This is a genomic window from Hymenobacter gummosus (assembly GCF_003970915.1).
GTDB classification, from domain to species: domain Bacteria; phylum Bacteroidota; class Bacteroidia; order Cytophagales; family Hymenobacteraceae; genus Solirubrum; species Solirubrum gummosum.
In genome coordinates this window covers 42173-62566 of record NZ_RXOF01000018.1, presented here as the reverse complement: position 1 = coordinate 62566, position 20394 = coordinate 42173, and the positions used below count along the sequence as shown (strand labels likewise).

The following is a 20394-nucleotide window of genomic DNA, read 5'->3' as shown; positions in this document are numbered from 1 at the left end:
TTTTACCCATCGAACCAATGGACGCTTCTACCCCCACCTGGACAGTTAAGCAAGACGGAAGCCAAGTTGAGCTTCTCAAGCACCAGCTTAAGCTGCCAGCCGATGCTACTGACAAGCTAATAAAAGATACTGCCGAGATACTAGGGCTTTGCGGCTCGCCGAGCGCCCCCACTAGCGCAGAGACTGGCCTTGCCCTGGGCTATGTACAGAGCGGCAAAACAATGTCTTTTACCACGCTAATTGCAATGGCCCGCGACAACGGGTACCAGGTGATTATCGTCTTGGCCGGTACCCAAAACGCCCTAGTTGACCAGTCAGTAAAGCGTCTAAAAAAAGACCTGCAAATTGATGACGATAATTCTCGTGAGTGGCGCATTCTGCCAAACCCCGATGTTACCAACAGCCTGGATAATATTGGCTCCACCCTCAAAGAGTACAAGCGCGGTAGCGGTTCCCGCCTTAAGCAGCGCACAACTATTGTCGCAGTAACCAAAAACAGAACCCAGCTTGATAAGCTAATCGAGGTTATTGAGCAGCTACGTGATGAGTTTGAGGGGGTGCCGACGCTGATAGTTGACGACGAGGCGGACCAGGCCGGCATGAACACGGAGAACAAGAAGAACCGTGACCGGGACGCCAAGGGACTGACAAGGAAGAAGAGCCCGGTTTACGCCCAGTTGCTGCGCCTGAAAAATGCGCTGCCGCACCACACCTACGTACAGTACACAGCCACGCCCCAAGCGCTGCTTTTTATCGAGCGTCAAGACGACTTATCGCCCAATTTTATTAAGCTGCTCACCCCTGGGGTAGGCTACACAGGCGGTAAGGAGTTTTTTACGCCTCCAATGTTCGACAAGCTGGTGTACCCGATAGCCGACGACGAGGTACACTCTCGGGACCATCATCTTGCATCACCACCTAACTCCCTCAGAGAGGCCCTCTGCGTCTTTTTCCTTGGTGCGGCTGACTACCTAATCACAGGTGCGACAGACCGTAACCGCTCGATGATGGTTCACCCGTCACAGTACAAAGCCATTCACCTCGATTATTACAATTGGGTGAACACCCTGAAAGCTACCTGGGAGCGACTGCTTGAGAAGCCTGCTGATGACGTTGACCGTCAGCAGTTGGTAGAGGAGTTCAGGAAGGTGCACTCGCAGCTGCTAGATGTTAACCCCAAGCTGGCAGCTTTCGAGGAGCACTTGGACGCCCTACATGAGGCCATTTCGGCCACGCAAGTTAAGCTACTCAATACTTCGCCTAACTCGGCACCGTCCATTGAGTGGAAAAGTAACGAGTTTTTCATTCTTGTAGGCGGTCAGGTGCTTTCTCGTGGCTTCACGGTAGAGGGCTTGACAGTTACCTACATGCCGAGGAGCATCGGCACGGGCACTGCTGATACGATGCAGCAGTGGGCTCGTTTCTTCGGGTATAAGCAGCGGTACTTGCACCTATGCCGCATCTACCTTACCGAAGACGTTATTGAGGCCTATGTTGGGTACGTTCGTCATGAAATAGATATGCGCAGCCGCTTAAAGGCTTATGATGCAGGCCGTACTCTAAACCAGTATGAGCGGGTTGTTGAGCTTCCCGTCTCCTTGCGTCACTTGACGCGCGGAACAGTCATTTATGATGAGCTTGAGCGCTACCGCTTCGGCGGGGCCTGGATAACAACCTTAACTGTTCAGGGCACCAAGTTTGAGATTGAGCAGAGCCAAGCCGCTGTACAAGATTTTATTAAGAAACAGGGAGCAAATTGGCATAACGACCCCGGCCACAAGCTTCGCACAGCGACCCAGCGGCACTTAAAGGCAGAGGTGCCTTTGGCCGACATCGCCCAGCTTCTACGCAGCTACAAATACTTTTCGACGGATGACACCCATACATTCGACCTTCTCGCTAACAGCTTGGAGCGGTATATTTCGGCTAATGCTGACGCTAAGGGAGCTGCGTACCAGATGTCGCCTTCAGTAGAGAGAAAGCGTACTGCGAGAGACGGAAAGCTGGGTCAAGGCCCTTTGTTTCAAGGCAGCAACCCAGCCAAGGATGGTGGCGAAGACGTGTATAAAGGTGACCGCAGCATAAAAGAGAATAGCCGTTTCACCGTGCAGATTCATCAGTTGAAGGTTATTAATAAGGACCAGGACGGTAGCAGCACCGAGTTTGACACGCTCGCTTTAGCAGTGTGGGTTCCGCTAGAAGCCGGCGTGGAAATGGTCAAGCTAGCTAACGACTAAGTAGATGCCTCATGCTTCAAGCTCCCGGTTCGCCTCTGAGCAGCTTGCCGAGGGCCAGATTTACACCATCGATGAGTTGCAGCGGCTGCTTCACATTACCGACGCTACAATTGGCCGAGAGGTATTTAGGCCCAGCGGCTACAATTCCGTCTGGCTTTCAATCACTGGCCAGCAGCCAGGCCAGGAGCCCCATAGCCAGCTTATCGATGGCAATACCCTAATATGGCGTGGGCAGCCAGCCGGACGTAACGACCATTATATAATCACCCATGAGCTAAGCGGCTTGGAGTTGCTGGTGTTTTACCGCGAGACGCCAGGCCAATATAGCGGCGGTGGCTACCGCTACTTAGGTCGCTTCGAGTACCATAGCCACAGCGGCGCCCACCCAGCCCTTTTCACGCTAGCGCGCAGCGGCACTATTCCTAGCCTAGCAGAGGTGCAAGCCAGGCAAGATAAGGAGGCCGGATTCAACCCTGCTACCATCCGCGACGGCCGCGAGTGGGTGTTAGCTAGCATCGTTCGTCGTCGCGGCCAGGCGGCCTTTCGCAATAGTCTGCTCGCTGCCTATGACAGCACCTGCCCCGTCACCGGCTGCCAGGTCGAGCCGCTGCTTGAGGCCGCTCACATCATCCCTTACCTAGGCCCTTCAACCAACCACGTTCAAAACGGCCTACCGCTGCGAGCCGACATTCACACGCTCTTTGACTTGCAGCTTCTCGCCATTGACCCTGTAACGCTGAAAGTGGAGCTTTCTCCCTTGCTAGCCGGCTCCGAGTACACTACGCTAGCCGGGCAGCAGCTGCGGCTGCCGGCCTCCGCTGCCAACCACCCTAACCGTGACGCATTGCGGGCTCATCGCATCCGCTGCGCATTTTAACGCGTCCTCCTAAGTCGTCGTTTATCCTTCGATATGATTTGTTTTAATACTGGGAAGAGAGTACGCACGTTTGTGTAGTATTCAAATATCCTTCGGTAGCTGATGCCTCCAGGATCAATACCATGTGCCAATTTGTTGCGTAGGCCGACAATTGAGTTTAGTGCACCCGCTGCCTCTTCGCTGATATTCGCCACGTACTCATCCCGCCAACTCTCGCTAAAGGACAGTAGCAGTTCAACCAGCTTGTCATTGGGCAGGTTTGCTATTCTGTCTGTCTTTCCCTCAACGTATTTTGCCACCTCAGCAGCCGACGTGCTTTTGGCGTACTCCTTTAACAGGTGCTTGACCACCTGCTCCATCAGCCCGGAGGTTCGGATACATAGATACTCAGCTAGCCGGGCTTGCGGCTCATCGGGGGGCATATTGGCCGCCAGTTGAAACAAGTTATCTAGCTGCCGCTCCATTGCTTCAATTCTCATAGCAAGGGCGCACCATAATAGTCCTTATCGAAGTATTCGCGCGCTACCTCAATCCTTGTTTCGATAGAAGCCTTATCCGATGTGCCAGCTCGCACCGCGCCAACATATCTATCGTCTCGTAGCAGTTGACTATATGCCTCGCTTACGTGGCCTGGTGGCATTTCCGGGTCACGCGCCAGGCGCATAGCCAGTGCTATTACAACAGAGTCAAAAACTGCAGCGTTAATGCCGCCGCCTAGTCGGAACGCGCGTCTGCCCAGTACGCTCGCCACACGAGTTAAAGCGGGCAGAAGCAAAGCGTCAAGCTCGGCCCGCGGGTGGAGTTGAAGGTTCCTGTTTTCCGACATAAACTTGTTCAGAAACAAGGACATTGGCTTTTCATAGGCGGACCGATTATAGTACAACGCAAAAAATCGAAGGATTAGCTCTTGGTTGCGGAAGCGGTTTGAGTAGCCGAAAATCTCCACCCAGGCCGGAGCGTTAGTCAGCTCATTCAGGTAGTCGTTAAAAGCACCATAGTACATGCTTGCCCTAATCTCCTGCGCCGTTAGCTTTTGGCCGCCTGTATTTAGGCGCTCAAAAAGCGTGTATACTCCTGCTGAGTCCTCTACTGGGTCGTTCGGCTTGATTATAATTGCGTGAATAGTCTGATTGTCAAGTCGGCTTTGGTCATCTGCTGTGAGATTATTGTATCCTTTCCCCTCCAAGTCAGGAGCTACCCCTTTAAGGGTAAATTTGTCGCCGCGTAACAGCCCGGAGTAAAATGCCCGCAAGCTCAGGAGCCGCTGCTGTCCATCAACAATAATTAGCTTGTCACTGCTGTCATGTGCGAGGACGACGCTAGGCACTGGTAGGCCCAGGATAAGCGACTCGATAAACCGTGAGGCCGTCTCACGAGTCCAAATAAACTGCCGTTGAAAGCTAGGCACATAGATGTTTCCTGTCTCTGGGTTAAGCCTCTTAACCAAAGAGTCAATGGGGTAGTCAACACCGTAGCTTGTTAGGGAGTACCGGCGGCTGCTTGGCTCGTCCTCTCCTAAGTCAACGTAAGTGCCCTGCTCAACCTCACTGTTAAAGTAGCCGGCATGAATAGCATCGTGATTCTTTAGGTAGGTCAGCGCACTCTCTTTGCTGAACACTACAACCTGCTCGGCGTTTTCCTTCCCTTTAACGGTTATGCCTTCTATTACTGCCTCATGAAGTGCCTCCTCGCGGACTTGCAGCGAGACAGACGTTCCAAGTGGAGCATCGTGCTTTTTGAAGTCGTAGGCAACAAATAGTTCAAGAGGGGCCCAATAACCAAGTATCAGCGTTGTCTCTCCTTCCCCCTGCTGGAATGCCTCGACTCCTGTTACCTGGATGCGGTACTCCCAGCTTGGTCTACTATTACCACCACGGGATAGGTTCCAGATGTAAATGCGAAAGCGTCCCGAAAACTCGCTTGTCTTGACATCCAGCACCGCTGGGTGCGCCTCATGTGGGGTGATATATTCAACCTGAGCGCCTTCCCCTTCAATGGTTTGCGCAAATATTGCCACTAGCTTCTGCTTGGAGTGCTTCGCCATCGGGTGCGTTATAGGAGATTGTAGCTGAAAACGCTGCGAAGCTAATATAATTAGACGGCCCGGCCTGTTTAAGCCGTTTTCTTGCAAAAAGGCCGGCCCCCGTTGCAGAGGCCGGCCTTTACCTAACTTTTGCGGTGATTAGCTACCTCGGCTCAGAGGTGGCTGCCGGGGCTTCAATAACCTCCGCGGCATTTTTGACTACAGCTTCCCTCGGCAGCGCTTTGCTGTCCGTCTGCGCCGGCGGGGTGGTAGGGGTACCTGTCGCCGGTTCACCAAACAGCGGGTTGTTGGGAAGGGGCTGCCCGCCGTTGGCATCAGGAATCTGGTTGAAGATTACCAGCTCCTCGCCCGGCGTGCTGGCAGCCAGCGCGTCCGTCAGCTGTGTGCGCGTCGCCAGCTGCTGCACGTCGTGCACCAAGATGGTTTGCGTGCTTACGTCCACGTTGTAGAGCTGATTCAGCGCGTTCATCTGCGTAGCCGCGTCCTCGGCCGCCCCGATGGCTTCCGCCAGCAGCTGGGTGTAGCGCCGGGCTTTCCTGTCGGCCCTGGCCCGCAGGCTGATGGCGCGCTTCATGCGCCGCTTGAATTGTTGTTGATAGGCCGTGAGTGCCATGGTGATAAGAAGTTGGAGGTGAGAGAAAAACGGCCGGCCACTTTCGGCCGGCCGCTCTGTGCCAGGGTGCCCCAGGGCTAGGCCACGTACTCGATAGCCAGCGGGTTGGTGCTGTTGTTGTTGAGGGCGTAGAACTTGCCATTCAGTTGCTGGTAGAAGTTGATGCCCACCACGCCCACCACTAGGTTGGCGGCGGCCGGCGCAGCCGGGAAGCTGGCTACCATCGACTGGTTTACCAGCGCCGCGCCGCTGAGGGGCAGAATGCCCAGCGGGGCGGCCACCACGGCGTTGGTGAAGGTCATTGCCTCCATGTCGAGGTCAGCGGCAGCGAAAATCACCTCGAAGTGCGTGGCGCCCTGCGGGGCGGCAATGTCGGTGGCCGGGTTCAGGGACGGGATGCTCATCGTCACGTCCGCCCCGTTACCCGTTACCTCGTAAGGGAAGTACATGGTCTGCCCGATGCCGGCCCCGGCGTTGAAGTTGAAGCCCAGCAGAGGCGCTGAGTTACCCGAGTCGAACACCCGCTGGCCCCGGTCGTTGGTGTCGTCGAGGCCGATGACCTCGCGCATCACCTTGGTGAGGCGGGCCGCCACCTGACTGTCGCTGGCCGACGCAATAGCCACGCGCAACGAGTCGCGGAGCAGCTTGCTGTACTTGGCGGCTAGGCCGAACTCGGCCGCGTTTTCGCGGGTGCGCGCCCGGCTGGGCGAGTTGGCGAAGGCGGCCTTGTCGCTGGCCGGCTTCTGGGAGATGTTCCCGTTTTTGCTGAATACCAGGCCCCCAACGGTGCCCTGGATGCCGATGATGCCCGTCTGACGTGCCATCTTGGTAAGTGGTTAAAAGTGAAAAGTCGTTGGTGTTGGCTGCTGATGTCTGCGCGGCTACCAAGTACAGCCCGCCCCGTAGCGCCGCTTGTTCCTGTAGTTGAGCTGCCGCCACTGTCGCGGCGTGAGCACGCCCACGGCTCCGCATTTCCAGAGCCCACGCCGGGCGGCCACCGCCGCGGCCTGCTGCGCAGCGCGGCCCGCTACCCGGTGCTTCGGGTCCCATGCCCAGGCCCAGCCGCGCGCTACCAGCAGCGAATCCAGCGCGTGTGCCGGCCGGCCCGCTACCGGCAGCCGCACGACGGCCAGCGTCCGCCCGTACAGGTCCGTACCCCGGCGCGTAAGCAGCACTGTTCGGTGAGCGGCCAGCAGCTGCGTTACCGAGTCGGCAGCCTGGGGCCCGAAAGGCTGGTCCGGCTCCGGCGCGTCTACGCCCAGCAGCCGTACCCGCCAGGTCACACCCCCGGCCAGCAGGTCGTAGGTGTCACCGTCCACGACCCGCACCACTCGGCCCGGCACCTCCTGCGGGGCTGTGCCCGCTGAGCCAGCCATCAGGCGATGAGGAGCAGTTTCGCCTGAACTGAACCGAAGGAAGCCACTGGTCAAACCAACCGCAACCATCAGCAACCACCCGCTGAAATACAGTGCTTTAGCTTTCATAGCACGAACCTACAAGCGGCTTTTATCCGTTGTATATTCGCCTGTCCCAACCGCCCCAGACCGCCCCCAAATGTCCCAGGTTTGCCTTTACCCCAAAGACGTTGCCCGGCTTACCGGCACCGGCTATGACGCCGGCAAGCGCCTGTTGCAACGCATCCGTATTCACCTGCGCAAGCCCGCCCGCGCCTACGTTTCCGTCGCGGAGTTCTGCGCGTACACGAGCCTGCCGGAGGCCGAAGTAGCCGCCGCGCTAAACCGTAGCTGAAGGCAGGACGGAGGCAGTCTGCGGGCACCCTGCAGCCACCCTGCCGCCGGTCGGTTGCTACCTCACCGGCACCCCGTCGAACCACTCGCCCAGCACCCCCCGCCACGCTTCCAGAATAGCCGGGGCCAGCTGCTGCGCTTTGTCTTTGGCGTAACGGTCCGTTACGTCTTCCTCAGCGTGGCCTAGCACCAGCTTTGCCAGCGCCTTGTTGCCGTTGCTCACCTGCTTGAGCAGGGTGCCGGCCGTATGTCGCGCCGTGTGGGTGCTGATGACTTCGTGAATCGGCCGCCAGTTGTGGACCACCTTGCCGCCCGTAATCAGCCGGTCATCCCACTCCCGCGACAGACCCGCCTCGCGGGCAATTTCTTTTATCCAGTCGCACCGCTGCTGCCACGTCCGGGCCGGAAACTGCCAGTTCCATCGTTCCCCGATGTTCACGGCAATAGGGGGTAGGGGAACGGCCGCGTCATTGCCCGTTTTGCCCTGCGCGTGAAGCAGCGCGGGCACCTTGCTACCGTCGGGCAGGCTTAGGGTAATCCGCTCCCGCTTGTCGAATTTTTCCAGGTCCTCGTACCGCCGCCCGCTGAACAGCTGAAACAGCCACCGGTCCCGTTCCTCGGCCAGGTGCCCGGCCGTGGGCTGCCACCGCACCAGCTTGCGCACTTCCTCGATTTCCAGGTCCAGCTGGGGCGCGTTCTTGGCCGAGTATTGCAGCCAAGCCATGTCGGCCTTTAGCTCCAGCTGCTCCAGGCACTTGCGGATGCCGGCGAAATGCACCTTGATAGTAGCGTCTGACTTCTGCAGGTCCAGCAGGTGCTGCAGGTATTCCTTGGCCACCTTCTGCGTTACCTGCTCCGGCCGCAGGTCGGGCCGCCAGCTTTCCATCATCGTTGCCAGCTGGTCGTACTTGCGCAGCGAGTCTTTCGCCAGGTTGCGGTTTTCGTGCTTCCACTGTTCCAGAACCTGCCGGAAGGTGGGCAGCTCCACCGGCTTCGCCGACACCGGCGCCGGGACGGGCGCTGCTTTGCGGGCCGCGTGCCCTGGCAGCAGCTCCGCCAGCAGCGCGGCTTTGGTGACTTTCTGATCAGGCGCGGCGTCGTAGAGGCGGTTGAAGGTATCCGTCACCTGCTTCACCATCTTCATCAGCCGGGCGTTGATGTTGACCGCCGTATCCGGGTGAGTCGGCAGGGTACCCTTCTCCCGCTCGGTCGGCCGGCGTCCCTCCACGACCCCCTGCCCGTTCCACAGCATCTCCACCTCTCCGTCTTTGCTCACGCGCCGGGGCAGGATGATTTCGCCCGTGTCTACCTGCAACTCTTCCCCATGCCAGCGGGCCGTCAGGCGCACCGGGCACAGCCCTTCCTGGTTGGTGGCCGCCAGCCGCGGGTATAGCCGCACGCTGATTTTCTTTTTGTAGAGGGTAGGCAGCAGCATGGCCTTTGGTCGGTTATGTCCCGGTTTCGTTCCCGGTTTATGTCCCGGTTTCCTCCCGAAGATAGCCGAAAACAGCCGAACAGCCAAGTAGCAAAACCGCCAAAACAGGCCAAAAACAAAGAAAGCCGCCCGGTTAAGGCGGCTTTCCATCGGTTGTGCGCTCCCTCCTGGGCTCGAACCAGGGACCCTCTGATTAACAGTCAGATGCTCTAACCGGCTGAGCTAAGGAAGCGGTTATGGCGGCGTTTGATTGCCGTTGCGGGTGCAATATTAGATACTGAAACGGCCGTACGCAAGCTTTGGCCAAATATTTTTTCTGTCTTTTTGGCTAATTACTGATGTACAGCAGGTTGCCGCTAAGCGAAGTAATGTACTGTCGGAGCGGACGGGTGGCCGGACCGCTGGTAAGCTGCCCGCGCAGGTCGAAACGGGAGGAGCAGCAGGAGTCGGCGAGGAAGAAGCCGGAGCGGTCCATGCTGACCTTGGCGCAGGCGTCGTAGGGCCGGTAGGGGCAGTTACGCTCAAAGGCGAGGTACTGCTGGGCGTTCTGGCGAATCACCACTACACCGCGCACGCCCGCATTCAGGTAGATGTAGCCGTTGTCGAAGCGCAGGGTGGCGGCCTGCACGGTGCTCAGGTTGATGACTTCGTTGACGAGGGCCGTGGGAATGGCGGGCTGGGCATCGGTGCCGGAGTCGCCGCAGCTGCCGAGGGGGAGCAGGACGGCGAGGACGGCAGCGGGGGCAAACAGCGGGCGAAGGTGGGCGTGCATAAGGAGCTTAACGCGGAACGGCGGTTTTTATGTTCACCACCCAGACTGGAATCAGCCGGCGCCGGTAATCAAACAACTGTACGGTAGTAACCACCGCTGCTGGCAGACGGCTTCGGCTTATGGGCGGCGCCAAAGCAGTAGCGGCCGGCTGCGCAGGGCAACCAGCCGCCGGTGACTTAGTGAATGGCCTCGAACTGGCGCAGGAAGCGCATATCGTTATGGGTAAACAGGCGCAAATCCTTGATCTGGTACTTGAGCATGGTGGGGCGCTCCAGGCCCATGCCGAAGGCGAAGCCCGAGTACCGCTCCGGATCGATGCCGCAGTTGCGCAGCACGTTCGGGTCGACCATGCCGGCGCCCATGATTTCCACCCAACCGGTGTACTTGCAGATGTTGCAGCCGGCACCTTTGCAGATCAGGCAGGAAATATCGATTTCGGTGCTGGGCTCGGTGAAGGGGAAGTACGAGGGGCGCATCCGCATCTTCACGTCCTGGCCGTAGAACTCCTGGGCGAAGTAGTAGATGGTCTGCTTCAGGTCGGCGAAGCTCACGTTTTCGTCGATGTACAGGCCCTCAATCTGGTGGAACACCATGTGGGCGCGGGCCGAAATGGCCTCGTTGCGGTACACCCGGCCGGGCATAATCGAGCGAATCGGCGGCTTCTGGCTCTGCATCAGGCGCACCTGCACGGTGCTGGTGTGCGTGCGCAGGAGGCGGTTCTGTTCTTCCTCCCCGGCGGGCGGCAGGAAGAAGGTATCCTGCATTTCGCGGGCCGGGTGGTTTTCGGGGAAGTTCAGGGCCGAGAAGTTGTGCCAGTCGTCCTCGATTTCGGGCCCCTCGGCCACGTTGAAGCCGATGCGCGAGAAGATGCGCACGATTTCGTCGCGGGTCAGGCTCAGCGGGTGGCGCGTGCCCAGGGCACCGGGCACGGCGGGCAGGGTGTAGTCGTAGCCGGCGTCGGCGGGCTGCGCGGCGGCTTCTTCCTCCAGCTGCTGGCGGCGCTGGTCGAACTTGTCCTGGGCCAGCTGCTTCAGGGCGTTGAGCTGCTGCCCGACGGCGCGGCGCTGCTCGGCGGGCACACTCTTGAGCTGGTCGAAAAGGTCGGCAATGCGGCCCTTGCGGCCGGTGTAGGCAATGCGAAACTGGTCGAGGCCGGCCGCCGTGGTGACGTCGTAGGCCTCGATTTCCTGCTGAAGCTGTTGGATCGTGTCCTGCATAAGTAAGGGCAAAGATAACCCGCCGGCGGCACTGATGGCGCACCAATACCTTCCCGGGCCAGGCGGGGGCGTCCATCGGCAGCGGCCTTGCGTATGAGGAAGATACCGCATCCACCTGGTTCCGTTTTTCCATGCGTCGTCTTCCCCTGTTTTTGCTGCTGCTCTCGATGACCTCGGCCGCCGCCGCCCAGCAGCCGGCCAAGCGCCCAGTGCCGGCTAAATCAACCCGCACCACCGCGCCCAAACCGGCCGCCAACGCGGGCGACGCCACCGTAGCCCCCGGGGAAACGGTGGAGCTGGGCCGCGCCAGCACCGATTACAACGGCCGCCCTTCTACCTATAAGAAGCCCGCCCGCAAACCCATGCCTTCCGACTCGGCCCGGCTGCCCGGTGGGCAGGGCCTGAACGTGGCGCCCGGCCAGCCGGTGCCGCCCGTGGAGCGCGCCCGCGACGATTACGACGGCCGCCCCCTGCCCGCTCGCAAACCGGCTGCCAAGCCCGCCCCCCGCTCTTCATCTTCCCACTAGCGCGCCCGCCTGGCAGCCGCAGCCGGCTATTGTTTCACCCGTTTTTTCCTTCGCCATGCTTCGCCGACTACTACTTCCGCTCGTTATTACCGGCCTGTTGCTCGCCGCCGAGCTGCCCGCCCAAGCCCAGCAGCGCAGGGCCCATTCCGGCCGCGGCACCCGCGCCCGCGTGCAGCCCAAATCATCGGACGACGTGAAGCTGGCCCCGGGCATGCGCCTGGGCCGGCCGCTGGCCCTCACCACCGATTATATGGGCCGGCCGCTCAAGCCCAAGGCCAAACTGACCTCCACTCCTACCAAAACCACCAAGGGCAAAGCCACTTCCATGTCGGCCGGCGGCAGCACGGCTTCGGGGGGAAAAGCAACGCCGGCTAAAAAAAGTAAGCGGCGCTGAACTCCGCGCAGCTGGGTCTGGTTGGGGGGTACTCGTCGCAAAATGGGAGACAATTATCTAGCCATCAGCGGCTTTACCGCGTAAAAAGAGTACAATTCCATCCACCCACGCTTACAAAAGTTCAGACCATGAAGAAGTTGGCAATGTTGGGCCTGGCGCTGGGCTTGCTTACCCTGCAGGCTCAGGCGCAAACCACCAAATCGAAATCGACCACCAAGCAAACCAAGAGCAACGACGGCTGGGGCAGCAGCGACGGTTGGGGTGGCGGCGGCTGGGACGCTCCCAAGAAAAAAGCCACCGCTCCTGCAGCTACTAAGCCCGCTGCCACCAAAGCGGCCGTAGCGCCCACCGAGGCCGCCGCTCCGGCCGCCTCCGACGCCGCGGCCACGACGCCTACCTCCCCCACCGCCGCGCCGGCCACCGCCGCCGGCGCCGACGCAGCTGCCGGCTTCGGCGGCGCAGCGGGTGGCTACAGCGGGGGCAGCACCCCCGAGCGTGGTATCGAAGGCACGAGCGTGGCCCCGGGCTCGGCCCTGCGCCCCATGAGCCGCACCCGCTACGACTACCGCGGCCGGCCCATCGAGCAGAAGCCCTCGATGCGTCCGCGTCAGTAGCTTGTCTTTCCCCTGCATTGCCGCAACAAAAAAGGCTGCCACAATTGTGGCGGCCTTTTTTGTTGGTGTAGCGGCGCTAAACGGCGGCTTCCTCCTCTTCGGCTACGGGGGCGGGCGCTTCTTTGGGGCGGGCCTGGTAGCGCAGGGTAGAGCAGTTGTCGGGGCGCAGCACTTCCTGGGCGGCCCGCTGCACATCGGCGGGCTGCACGGCCTGCACCCGGGCGCTTTCCTCGTTTACGAAGTTGGCGTCGCCCATGAGCTTGGCGTAGGCCAGGTTCATGGCGCGGTTCAGCAACTCCACTTCGCTGAACACGATGCTGGCTTCGGCCTGGTTTTTCACCTTTTCCAGCTCTTCGGCGTCCACCAACTGCTCGCGCAGGCCGGCCACCACGGCTTCCACGGCCGCGTCGGCCTGGGCCAGGCTCACGCCCTGGTTGAGCTTGCCGCTGATGACCAGCAGACCGGGCTCCAGGGAGCCCATGACGGAGGCCGAAATCGAGTTGAACAGCTTCTGCTCCTGCACCAGTTGCTGGTACAGGCGCGAGGACTTGCCGCGGCCCAGCAGGTCGGAGAGCAGGTCAGCGGGGTAGTAATCCTGGTCGGTGCGGCCGGGCATGTGGTACACCTTGTAGAGGGCGCTCAGCGGCACGTCGGCTTCGACTTCCAGCAGGCGGGCTTCGGTCTGGCGCGGCTCGCGGGGCAGTTGCCGCTCGTAGCGGGTGCCGGCCGGAATGGGCCCGAACCACTTTTCGGCCAGCTGCTGGGCTTCGGCCAGCGTGACGGCCCCGGCCACCACCAGAATGGCATTCGACGGGGAGTAGTGCTTGGCAAAAAAGTCGCGCACCTGCTGCATGGTGGCGTTTTCGATGTGGCTGATTTCCTTGCCGATGGTGGCCCAGCGGTACGGGTGCTGCTGGTAAGCCAGGGGGCGCAGCTTCAGCCACACGTCGCCGTAGGGCTGGTTGAGGTAGGTTTGCTTGAACTCTTCCACCACCACCTTGCGCTGCACTTCCAGGCCGTTGTCGGAAAAGGCCAGGCTCAACATGCGGTCCGACTCCAGCCAGAACGCGGTTTCGATGTTCTGGGCGGGCAGGGTGAGGTAGTAGTTGGTGATGTCGGGCGAGGTGAAGGCGTTGTTTTCGCCGCCCACGCGCTGCAGGGGCTCGTCGTAGCTCGGAATGTTGACGGAGCCCGAGAACATCAGGTGCTCAAACAAGTGGGCAAAACCGGTGTGCTCCGGGTCCTCGTCGCGGGAACCGACGTTGTAGAGCACGTTCAGCACGGCCATGGGCTGGGTGAGGTCCTCGTGCACGATGCAGCGCAGGCCGTTGGGGAGGCTGAATTCCTGAAAGTTGATCATAAAGCAATAGGTGCGGGGCGCGAAAGTAGGGTAACCTACGAAAACGGCGCGAGGTTCGGCGCGCCGGGAGCAAATGCGGTTACAGCGTGGCCGATACCCCCAGCGCGACCGTCCGGGCCACCGGGTAGGCATTGTTGTCGATACCAGCTTGCGACGGATCGGCGCCGGCGCTGCTCACGTTGGGGTCGAAACCGCGGTAGCGCGTCAGCACCAGCAGATTGTGCCCGGCCAGCCAGATATCGGCCTGCCGGGGCCCGCGGCGCCACACGCTGAACGAGAGCTGGGCCGCCGACAGGCGGACGTTGGTGCCGGGCTGCAGCTGGTAGTCGCCGAAATTACCGCTGGCCCCGCCCGCCTTCACCACGTCCGAGTCGAGGTTGGTGGGCGTCCAGCGGTCCAGCACGCGTGTGCTGCGGTTCGAGCCGTCCGCGGCGTAATCCAGGGAGGCCAGGAGCGCGTTGTGCACCTGGTAGCCAAACATGCCGTCTAGCTGCAGGCTCAGAGCCCAGCGGCCCGCGCGGGCCTGCTGCCCCAGGCTCAGCAGCTGCGGCGGAATGGCCGTTCCCAGGGCCTGCTGGTCGTCGAAGGTGAGGCGCCCGTCGCCGTTGAGGTCCGCGTAGCGGTACTGCCCGGTGCCCGGATCAACCCCATTCTGGTAGCGGAACCCGTAGAAGGCCGACAGGGGCTGGCCGCTGGCGGCGCGGGTCTGGCCAAAAGTGCCCCCGAACCCAAAGTTGTCCGTGTAGCGGTTGGCGTTGTAGGCCGCGGCCAGGCGCGATACGCCCTGTAGCCGGCCCAGCTGCCAGTGCCCCTGCAGGGTAAGCTCCGCCCCGCGGTTACGAATCTGGTGGCTCAACACCGCCACGGAAGCGGGCATGCCGCTGGGCAAGCCGCTCAGCAGCAGGCTCAGATTGCCTTCGGTGTAGCGGCGGTAGGCGGTGGCGGTAATGGTCAGCGCGTTTTGCCACAGGCCCAGCTGCAGGCCCACTTCCTGCTGCGTGGTGCGGTTGGCGGGCCGCTGGTAGGCCACGTTGCCCTGCACTATGCGCATACCATCGGCCGAGCCGGTGCCGGTGCGGCCCCAGCCCGCCCAAACATCGAGCGTGGAAAGGCGCGCGGAGCCGCTGAGGAAGCCTTCCCGCGCCGCGTGCCAGGTGAACTGAGCGCCCGGCAGCCACCACCAGTAGCTGTCGGAGAAGAGCGGGGTAATGCGCTCGGCCCGCAGCGAGGCCTGCAGCTCGTAGCGGTCGGCGTAGCGGTAGCCGGCCGTCAGCAAGTCGTTGTGCTGGTTGAGGCGGAGGTAATCGGAGGAGCGTTGCTGCCCCATGCCGCCGTAGTCTTCTTCTACCGACTGGCGCTGCCGGCTTATCCACTGCTGCCCCTCCAGGGCCGCCGTGAGGGTGTGCTGCTCGCGCCAGGTGCGGGCAAAGCGCAGCGCCGGGTAGAGAATCCACTGCTGGTAGCTATGGCGCTGGTGCAGCGTCGGCACCGCGGGCGTAGCCGCATTGGGGATATAGAAGGAGCTGGTGTACTGGCGCGCCGTCAGCTCGTGGCGCTCCAGGGAGCCGCGCAGCTCGGCGCTCAGGCCGGGCAGCAGCTGGTAATAAGCCCCTACCTGAGCCAGCAGCCGCTGCTCGCGCGGCCGGCGGTAGCTTTCGGCCACCAGCTGCGCCGCGTTGGGCATGCGGAGGGAAGAGAAGATGCGGATGGGGACGTACTGCCCGTTGGCGTCGCGCACGGGCAGCGTAGGCAGGTTGGTTAGGGCCGCGGGCACCACAGCGCTTGAGGGGCGCCGCTCGTCGGACTGGCTGAAGCCCACGCGGCCCTCCACCCGCAGCCGCGTCCCGATTGTCTGGGCCACGTTGAGGCGCAGGCCGTAGCGCCGCAGAAACGCGTAGCGCACCACGCCCTGCTGCCCGAGGTAGTCGGCCGCGGCGTAATAGCTGGTGCCCCGGGCGCTGCCCCCGCTCACGCTCAGGTGCTGTTGCTGCCCCAGGGCGGCGGGGCGCAGCACTTCGTTCTGCCAATCGGTGCCCAGGCGGGCCAGCTCGGCGGCCGGGTACGCCGGGGGGCGGTTGTTGTTGGCGGCGGCTTCGTTGGCCAGCTCGGCGTACTGCCGGGCCGTGAGCAGCTCAAAGCGCCGCAACGGCTGGCTTACCGTGCCGAAGCCTTGGTAGCGCACCCGCAGCGGCTGGCCTTCGGCCCCCAGCCGCGTGCGAATCAGCACCACGCCATTCTGCCCGTACAGGCCGTAGCGGGCCGTGGCCAGGGCCCCCTTCAGCACCTCCACCGACTCGATGGTCTGCGGCGGCAGCGTCAGCAGGGGGTTGGCGTTGGTTTCAGCCGACAGCGAGAATATCGGGCTGGTTTCGCTCGGGTCGGCTACGGACGCCGTAAACACCGGAATACCGTCGACTACGTACAGCGGGCGGGTGTTGCCATTGGCCACCGAGCCGGCCCCCCGGATGCGCACCACTGCCGGGCTGCCGGGCGCCCCCGAGTAAGGCGTCACCTGCACGCCGGCTACTTGCCGCAGCCGCTCCTGTACGGGCAGCAGGGGCAAATCGGCCACGCGCACCGTACCGGCCCCGTCGTGGGCGCCCTCCAGGGGAGGCAAGGTCAGGGAATCGGGGGCCGAAACGGCAGCCGGCGCGGGCTGCTGCGCCCAGGCCATGGGGGCAGGCAGGACTATTAGCGCCCCGGCAAGTAAACGTGCGTGCATAGCACCGAAGGAGGATAAGAATTACTAAAATGCGAAGCTACTAACTCGCGCGACAGGCCCTACTCCGGCTCGTTTTTTGGCCGGCCGGGCCGCACGGCAGTCCACCGAGGCCAGCTCAGCGGCGCTGCAGCAGGCGCATGGTCACGCAGGAGTCAGTCTGCAGCAGGGTTTCGACCTGGTAGCGGGCCAGCCAGGGGCGCCGGGCGGCCGCGCCGCAGGTCACCACCACCGTGCCCGGCTCGGGCTGCCCGGCGAAGGTGGAGTGCACCCAGCCGCTGCGGTGGCCGTAGCGTCGCTGGGCCGCCACGCGGTAAAACTCCGGGCTGTCGTTGTGCAGGCTGTCGGTGGCCACCAGGTACTCTTGCAGCTCGGGCCGCTGGGTGGCCTGGGCGGTGAGGTGGCGGCCGTAGAGCAGGGTGGCATTCTGGAAGCGGCGCTGGTGCAGCTCGCGCAGGTGGGCCAGGCGGTCGGCGTAGGGGCCGGCGGCCACCAGCAGCGGCAGCAGCAGCCAAGCCGGCCGGGGCTGCCAGCGGTAGTGCGCGGCCAGCGCCCGGCCCGCCCATACGACGCCCGCGGCCGCCAGCAAGGCCAGCAGCGGGTACAGGGGCGCGTCGTACCAGGCCAGCTTGGTGCGGGTGAGGGACAGAATCAGCAGCTGGGTGCCGGCCACGGTAGCCGCGCCGCGCACCAGCAACTGGGCGGGGCTACCGTCGGGGCGGCGCCAGGCCAGCACCACGGCCAGCAGGGCGGGCGCCAGCCAGGCCGAGAAGTTGGCTTCCAGCAGGTGGCCCACGTACCAAAGCAGCGGCTGCCCGTTGTTTTCCACGTTGTCGGTGGCCATGCGCAGCTCAAACTCCCGCACGGCCTCCAAGTAGCCCGGCGACAAAGCCTCGCGCAGGCCGTACCAGCCCAGGGCTACGGCCAGCACCAGCCCCGCCGCCAGCCAGGGCGCCGGGCGCCGCAGCCGGGCGCTTCGCCCGGTGGCCCACACGGCCAGCACCAGCCCCGGCCCGGGCAGCAGGGCGGCTATGCCTTTGGTCATAAAAGCCAGGGCGTAACTGCCGCCCGTAAGCCAGGCCAGCCCGGTGCGGCCGCTGCGCAGGTAGCCCAGCCAGGCCAGCGTGCCGGCGGTGGTCCACAGGGTGAGGGTGGCGTCGAAGTCGCCGGCGCGGGCTACGTGCAGGGTGGTGAAGCCCCCGGCCGTGACCAGGGCCAGGGCGGCCAGCAGGCCGGCGGCGGCGTGGCCCAGCCAGCGGCGGCCGGCCGCGTACACCAGCCCGACGGTAGCCAGGGCCGCCAGCGCGGCAGGCAGGCGCAGGGCCAGCTCCGAGGGCCCGAGCGAGGCGAAGCTCAGCATCAGCAGCCACACGTGCAGCGGGGGCTTGGCGTTCCAGAGGTCGGGCTGGCCCCGGTAGTAGGGCACCAGGTATTCGCCGCGGGCCAGCATTTCCAGGGCGTTGAGGCCGGTGCGGCACTCGTCCCACTGCTGCACGGGCAGGCCGCCCAGCTTCCAGAACAGTAAAAACCCAGCGGTAACCAGGGTCAGCAGCAGCGCGGCCAGGGAAAGCGGACGGGACACGGGAATAGAAATTGGTGGCAATACGGTGAACCGACGAGCAACTTACGGCTTAAAGTCGGGGCCCCAAGGGCGCGCCGGCCCTGGCTGGCCTTGGTCGGTGTCGACGCGGGCCGGGCTGGCCGGTACCGGCGGGCGGGTTGGAGGGCCTCGTTTCCGGAAGCCGCCCAACCGCCTACCTTTGCCGCCACTTTCCCCCGAACCCTCTCCTCCCCATGCAATTCGACCGCAAAGACTACTCCAACGACGACCTGCTGCGCCTCTACGAAGGCCTCGTGAAGCCGCGCATGATCGAAGAGAAAATGCTCATCCTGCTGCGCCAGGGCAAAGTGAGCAAGTGGTTTTCGGGCATCGGGCAGGAGGCTATTTCGGTGGGCTCGACGCTGGCCCTGCACCCCGACGAGTACATTCTGCCCCTGCACCGCAACCTGGGCGTGTTTACCTGCCGGCAGCTGCCCTTGGACCGTCTCTTTGCCCAGTGGCAGGGCAAGAAAACCGGCTTCACCAAGGGCCGCGACCGGTCGTTCCACTTCGGCACCAACGAGCACCACATCGTGGGCATGATCAGCCACCTGGGCCCGCAGCTGGCCGTGGCCGACGGCATTGCCCTGGCCTCGAAGCTCAACGACGAGGGCAAGGTAACGGTGGTGTACTCCGGCGACGGGGGCGCTTCCGAGGGTGACTTCCACGAGGGCCTGAACGTGGCCGCCGTGTGGCAGCTGCCGGTCATCTTCATCGTCGAAAACAACGGCTACGGCCTCTCGACGCCCTCGAACGAGCAGTTCCGCCACGGCTACTTTATCAACAAGGGCCCGGCCTACGGCATGGAAGCGGTGCAGGTGGACGGCAACAACGTGCTGGAAGTGTACGACACGGTGCGCCGCCTGGCCGAGGACCTGCGCCAGAACCCGCGCCCGGTGCTGCTGGAGGCCCTCACGTTCCGCATGCGCGGCCACGAGGAAGCCTCGGGCACCAAGTACGTGCCCCAGGAGCTGTTTGACGAATGGGCCCAGAAAGACCCGGTCGAGAACTTCGAGCGGTACCTGCTGGAGCAGGGCGTGCTCGACGAGGAAGCCAAGCAGCGCTACCGCCGCACCATCAAGGACGAAATCGACGAGGCCTGGCGCGTGGTGTTCGACACCCCGGAAGTCACGGCCGACACCCGAGAGGAAGTGGCCGACATGTACATGCCTTTTGTGCCTAGTGCTGAGTACCTAGTGCTTGGTCCGAACGAACCAGGCACTAAGCACCAAGAACTAAGCACTACGGACCGCCGCTACGTCGACGCCATCAGTGACGGGCTGCGCCAGAGCATGGAGCGGTACCCCGAGCTGGTGCTCATGGGCCAGGACATTGCCGAGTACGGCGGCGTGTTCAAGATTACCGACGGCTTCGTGCAGCAGTTCGGCAAGGCCCGCGTGCGCAATACGCCCCTGTGCGAGTCGGCCATCATCGGTACCGGGCTGGGGCTGAGCATCCGCGGCAAGAAGGCAATGGTGGAAATGCAGTTTGCCGACTTCGTGACCTGCGGCTTCAACCAGATTGTAAACAACCTGGCCAAGAGCCACTACCGCTGGGGCCAGAACGCCGACGTGGTGGTGCGCATGCCCACCGGCGCCGGCTCGGCCGCCGGCCCCTTCCACTCGCAGTCGAACGAAGCCTGGTTTGTGCACACGCCGGGCCTGAAAGTGGTGTACCCCGCCACCCCCTACGACGCCAAGGGCCTGCTCTGCGCCGCCCTCGAAGACCCCAACCCGGTTATCTACTTCGAGCACAAGATGCTCTACCGCAGCATCTCGGGGCCGGTGCCGAACGACTACTACACCCTGCCCATCGGCCAGGCCCGCCTCGCCCGGGAAGGCGCGGAGCTGAGCATCATCACCTACGGCATGGGCGTGCACTGGGCCGCCAAGCTGGCCGAGGAAATGAGCCTGGACTGCGACATCCTGGACCTGCGCACCCTGCTGCCCTGGGACGAAGAAGCCGTGCGCCGCACGGTGGAGAAAACCGGCCGCGTCATCATTCTACACGAGGACACGCTGACCGGCGGCATCGGCGGCGAAATCGGCGCTTGGATTGCCGAGCACTGCTTCACCAAGCTCGACGCCCCCATTCAGCGCGTAGCCTCGCTGGATACCGCCATTCCCTTCGCCCCGAACCTGGAGCACAACTTCCTGGCCGACAATCGCCTGCGCGCCTGCGTGGAGAAGCTACTGGCTTATTAAGGAGAGCCTCTGATTGGCGCACGATGCGGAGCA

General features: G+C 62.8%; 18 protein-coding genes and 1 tRNA gene. 7 read left to right on the top strand and 12 right to left on the bottom strand.

Going from position 1 to position 20394, the window contains the following annotated elements; genetic code table 11:
• The first annotated feature begins 17 nt into the window (after nt 1-17).
• Both EJV47_RS23725 and EJV47_RS23720 read left to right on the top strand, forming a co-directional pair.
• Nucleotides 18-2237 carry a Z1 domain-containing protein gene (locus EJV47_RS23725; RefSeq protein WP_126695696.1) on the top strand — a complete coding sequence of 740 codons (2220 nt, stop codon included), beginning with the start codon at nt 18-20 and terminating at the stop codon, nt 2235-2237.
• Nucleotides 2238-2241: 4 nt separating this feature from the next.
• A complete protein-coding gene (locus tag EJV47_RS23720) occupies nt 2242-3114 on the top strand; it encodes an HNH endonuclease (protein WP_126695695.1) in 873 nt (290 codons plus the stop codon).
• On the opposite strand, the gene EJV47_RS23715 is transcribed toward EJV47_RS23720, so the two are convergent.
• From EJV47_RS23715 to EJV47_RS23695, 5 genes are all read right to left on the bottom strand, one after another.
• Complete coding sequence (locus EJV47_RS23715; RefSeq protein WP_126695694.1) at nt 3111-3593, bottom strand: HEPN domain-containing protein; 483 nt, start codon at nt 3591-3593, stop codon at nt 3111-3113. The two genes, EJV47_RS23720 and EJV47_RS23715, sit on opposite strands and share 4 nt — an antisense overlap.
• Nucleotides 3590-5158: a DUF262 domain-containing protein gene (locus EJV47_RS23710; RefSeq protein WP_126695693.1), complete on the bottom strand. Its 1569-nt coding sequence runs from the start codon at nt 5156-5158 to the stop codon at nt 3590-3592. The genes EJV47_RS23715 and EJV47_RS23710 overlap by 4 nt, the downstream gene beginning before the upstream one ends.
• 142 nt (nt 5159-5300) lie before the next feature.
• A complete protein-coding gene (locus EJV47_RS23705) occupies nt 5301-5771 on the bottom strand; it encodes a hypothetical protein (protein WP_207895981.1) in 471 nt (156 codons plus the stop codon).
• A gap of 77 nt (nt 5772-5848) precedes the next feature.
• A complete protein-coding gene (locus EJV47_RS23700) occupies nt 5849-6595 on the bottom strand; it encodes a hypothetical protein (protein WP_126695692.1) in 747 nt (248 codons plus the stop codon).
• Nucleotides 6596-6652: 57 nt separating this feature from the next.
• The gene (locus tag EJV47_RS23695; RefSeq protein ID WP_126695691.1) at nt 6653-7147 is read right to left on the bottom strand and encodes a thermonuclease family protein; all 495 of its coding nucleotides are present in this window, start codon (nt 7145-7147) and stop codon (nt 6653-6655) included.
• Between the two features lie 178 nt (nt 7148-7325).
• Between EJV47_RS23695 and EJV47_RS23690 the strand changes: the two genes are divergently transcribed.
• Complete coding sequence (locus EJV47_RS23690; protein ID WP_126695690.1) at nt 7326-7520, top strand: hypothetical protein; 195 nt, start codon at nt 7326-7328, stop codon at nt 7518-7520.
• Nucleotides 7521-7577: 57 nt separating this feature from the next.
• On the opposite strand, the gene EJV47_RS23685 is transcribed toward EJV47_RS23690, so the two are convergent.
• The 4 genes from EJV47_RS23685 to pheS form a co-directional block, all read right to left on the bottom strand.
• Nucleotides 7578-8954: a site-specific integrase gene (locus EJV47_RS23685; RefSeq protein ID WP_126695689.1), complete on the bottom strand. Its 1377-nt coding sequence runs from the start codon at nt 8952-8954 to the stop codon at nt 7578-7580.
• A gap of 158 nt (nt 8955-9112) precedes the next feature.
• Nucleotides 9113-9186 (bottom strand) — tRNA-Asn (locus tag EJV47_RS23680).
• Between the two features lie 96 nt (nt 9187-9282).
• The gene (locus EJV47_RS23675) at nt 9283-9726 is read right to left on the bottom strand and encodes a Rieske (2Fe-2S) protein (RefSeq protein ID WP_243651295.1); all 444 of its coding nucleotides are present in this window, start codon (nt 9724-9726) and stop codon (nt 9283-9285) included.
• 176 nt (nt 9727-9902) lie between these two features.
• Nucleotides 9903-10943, bottom strand: a complete 1041-nt coding sequence (pheS, locus tag EJV47_RS23670; protein WP_126695688.1) for a phenylalanine--tRNA ligase subunit alpha — start codon at nt 10941-10943, stop codon at nt 9903-9905.
• A 131-nt stretch (nt 10944-11074) separates the two neighbouring features.
• On the opposite strand from pheS, the gene EJV47_RS23665 reads away from it, so the two are divergent.
• The 3 genes from EJV47_RS23665 (at nt 11075) to EJV47_RS23655 (ending at nt 12478) form a co-directional block, all read left to right on the top strand.
• Nucleotides 11075-11470, top strand: coding sequence for a hypothetical protein (locus EJV47_RS23665; RefSeq protein ID WP_126695687.1), 396 nt, complete (start codon nt 11075-11077; stop codon nt 11468-11470).
• Between the two features lie 55 nt (nt 11471-11525).
• Nucleotides 11526-11864, top strand: coding sequence for a hypothetical protein (locus EJV47_RS23660; RefSeq protein WP_126695686.1), 339 nt, complete (start codon nt 11526-11528; stop codon nt 11862-11864).
• A 128-nt stretch (nt 11865-11992) separates the two neighbouring features.
• Complete coding sequence (locus EJV47_RS23655; protein WP_126695685.1) at nt 11993-12478, top strand: hypothetical protein; 486 nt, start codon at nt 11993-11995, stop codon at nt 12476-12478.
• A gap of 76 nt (nt 12479-12554) precedes the next feature.
• On the opposite strand, the gene EJV47_RS23650 is transcribed toward EJV47_RS23655, so the two are convergent.
• The 3 genes from EJV47_RS23650 to EJV47_RS23640 form a co-directional block, all read right to left on the bottom strand.
• A complete protein-coding gene (locus tag EJV47_RS23650) occupies nt 12555-13838 on the bottom strand; it encodes a M16 family metallopeptidase (protein ID WP_126695684.1) in 1284 nt (427 codons plus the stop codon).
• Between the two features lie 79 nt (nt 13839-13917).
• Entirely contained in the window at nt 13918-16560 is a 2643-nt protein-coding gene (locus tag EJV47_RS23645) for a TonB-dependent receptor plug domain-containing protein (RefSeq protein ID WP_126695683.1), read from the bottom strand.
• A 115-nt stretch (nt 16561-16675) separates the two neighbouring features.
• Entirely contained in the window at nt 16676-18139 is a 1464-nt protein-coding gene (locus EJV47_RS23640) for an ArnT family glycosyltransferase (protein WP_126695682.1), read from the bottom strand.
• A 212-nt stretch (nt 18140-18351) separates the two neighbouring features.
• Here EJV47_RS23640 and EJV47_RS23635 point away from each other — a divergent pair, with 212 nt between their 5' ends.
• Nucleotides 18352-20361 carry an alpha-ketoacid dehydrogenase subunit alpha/beta gene (locus tag EJV47_RS23635; RefSeq protein WP_126695681.1) on the top strand — a complete coding sequence of 670 codons (2010 nt, stop codon included), beginning with the start codon at nt 18352-18354 and terminating at the stop codon, nt 20359-20361.
• The last annotated feature ends 33 nt before the right edge of the window (nt 20362-20394 follow it).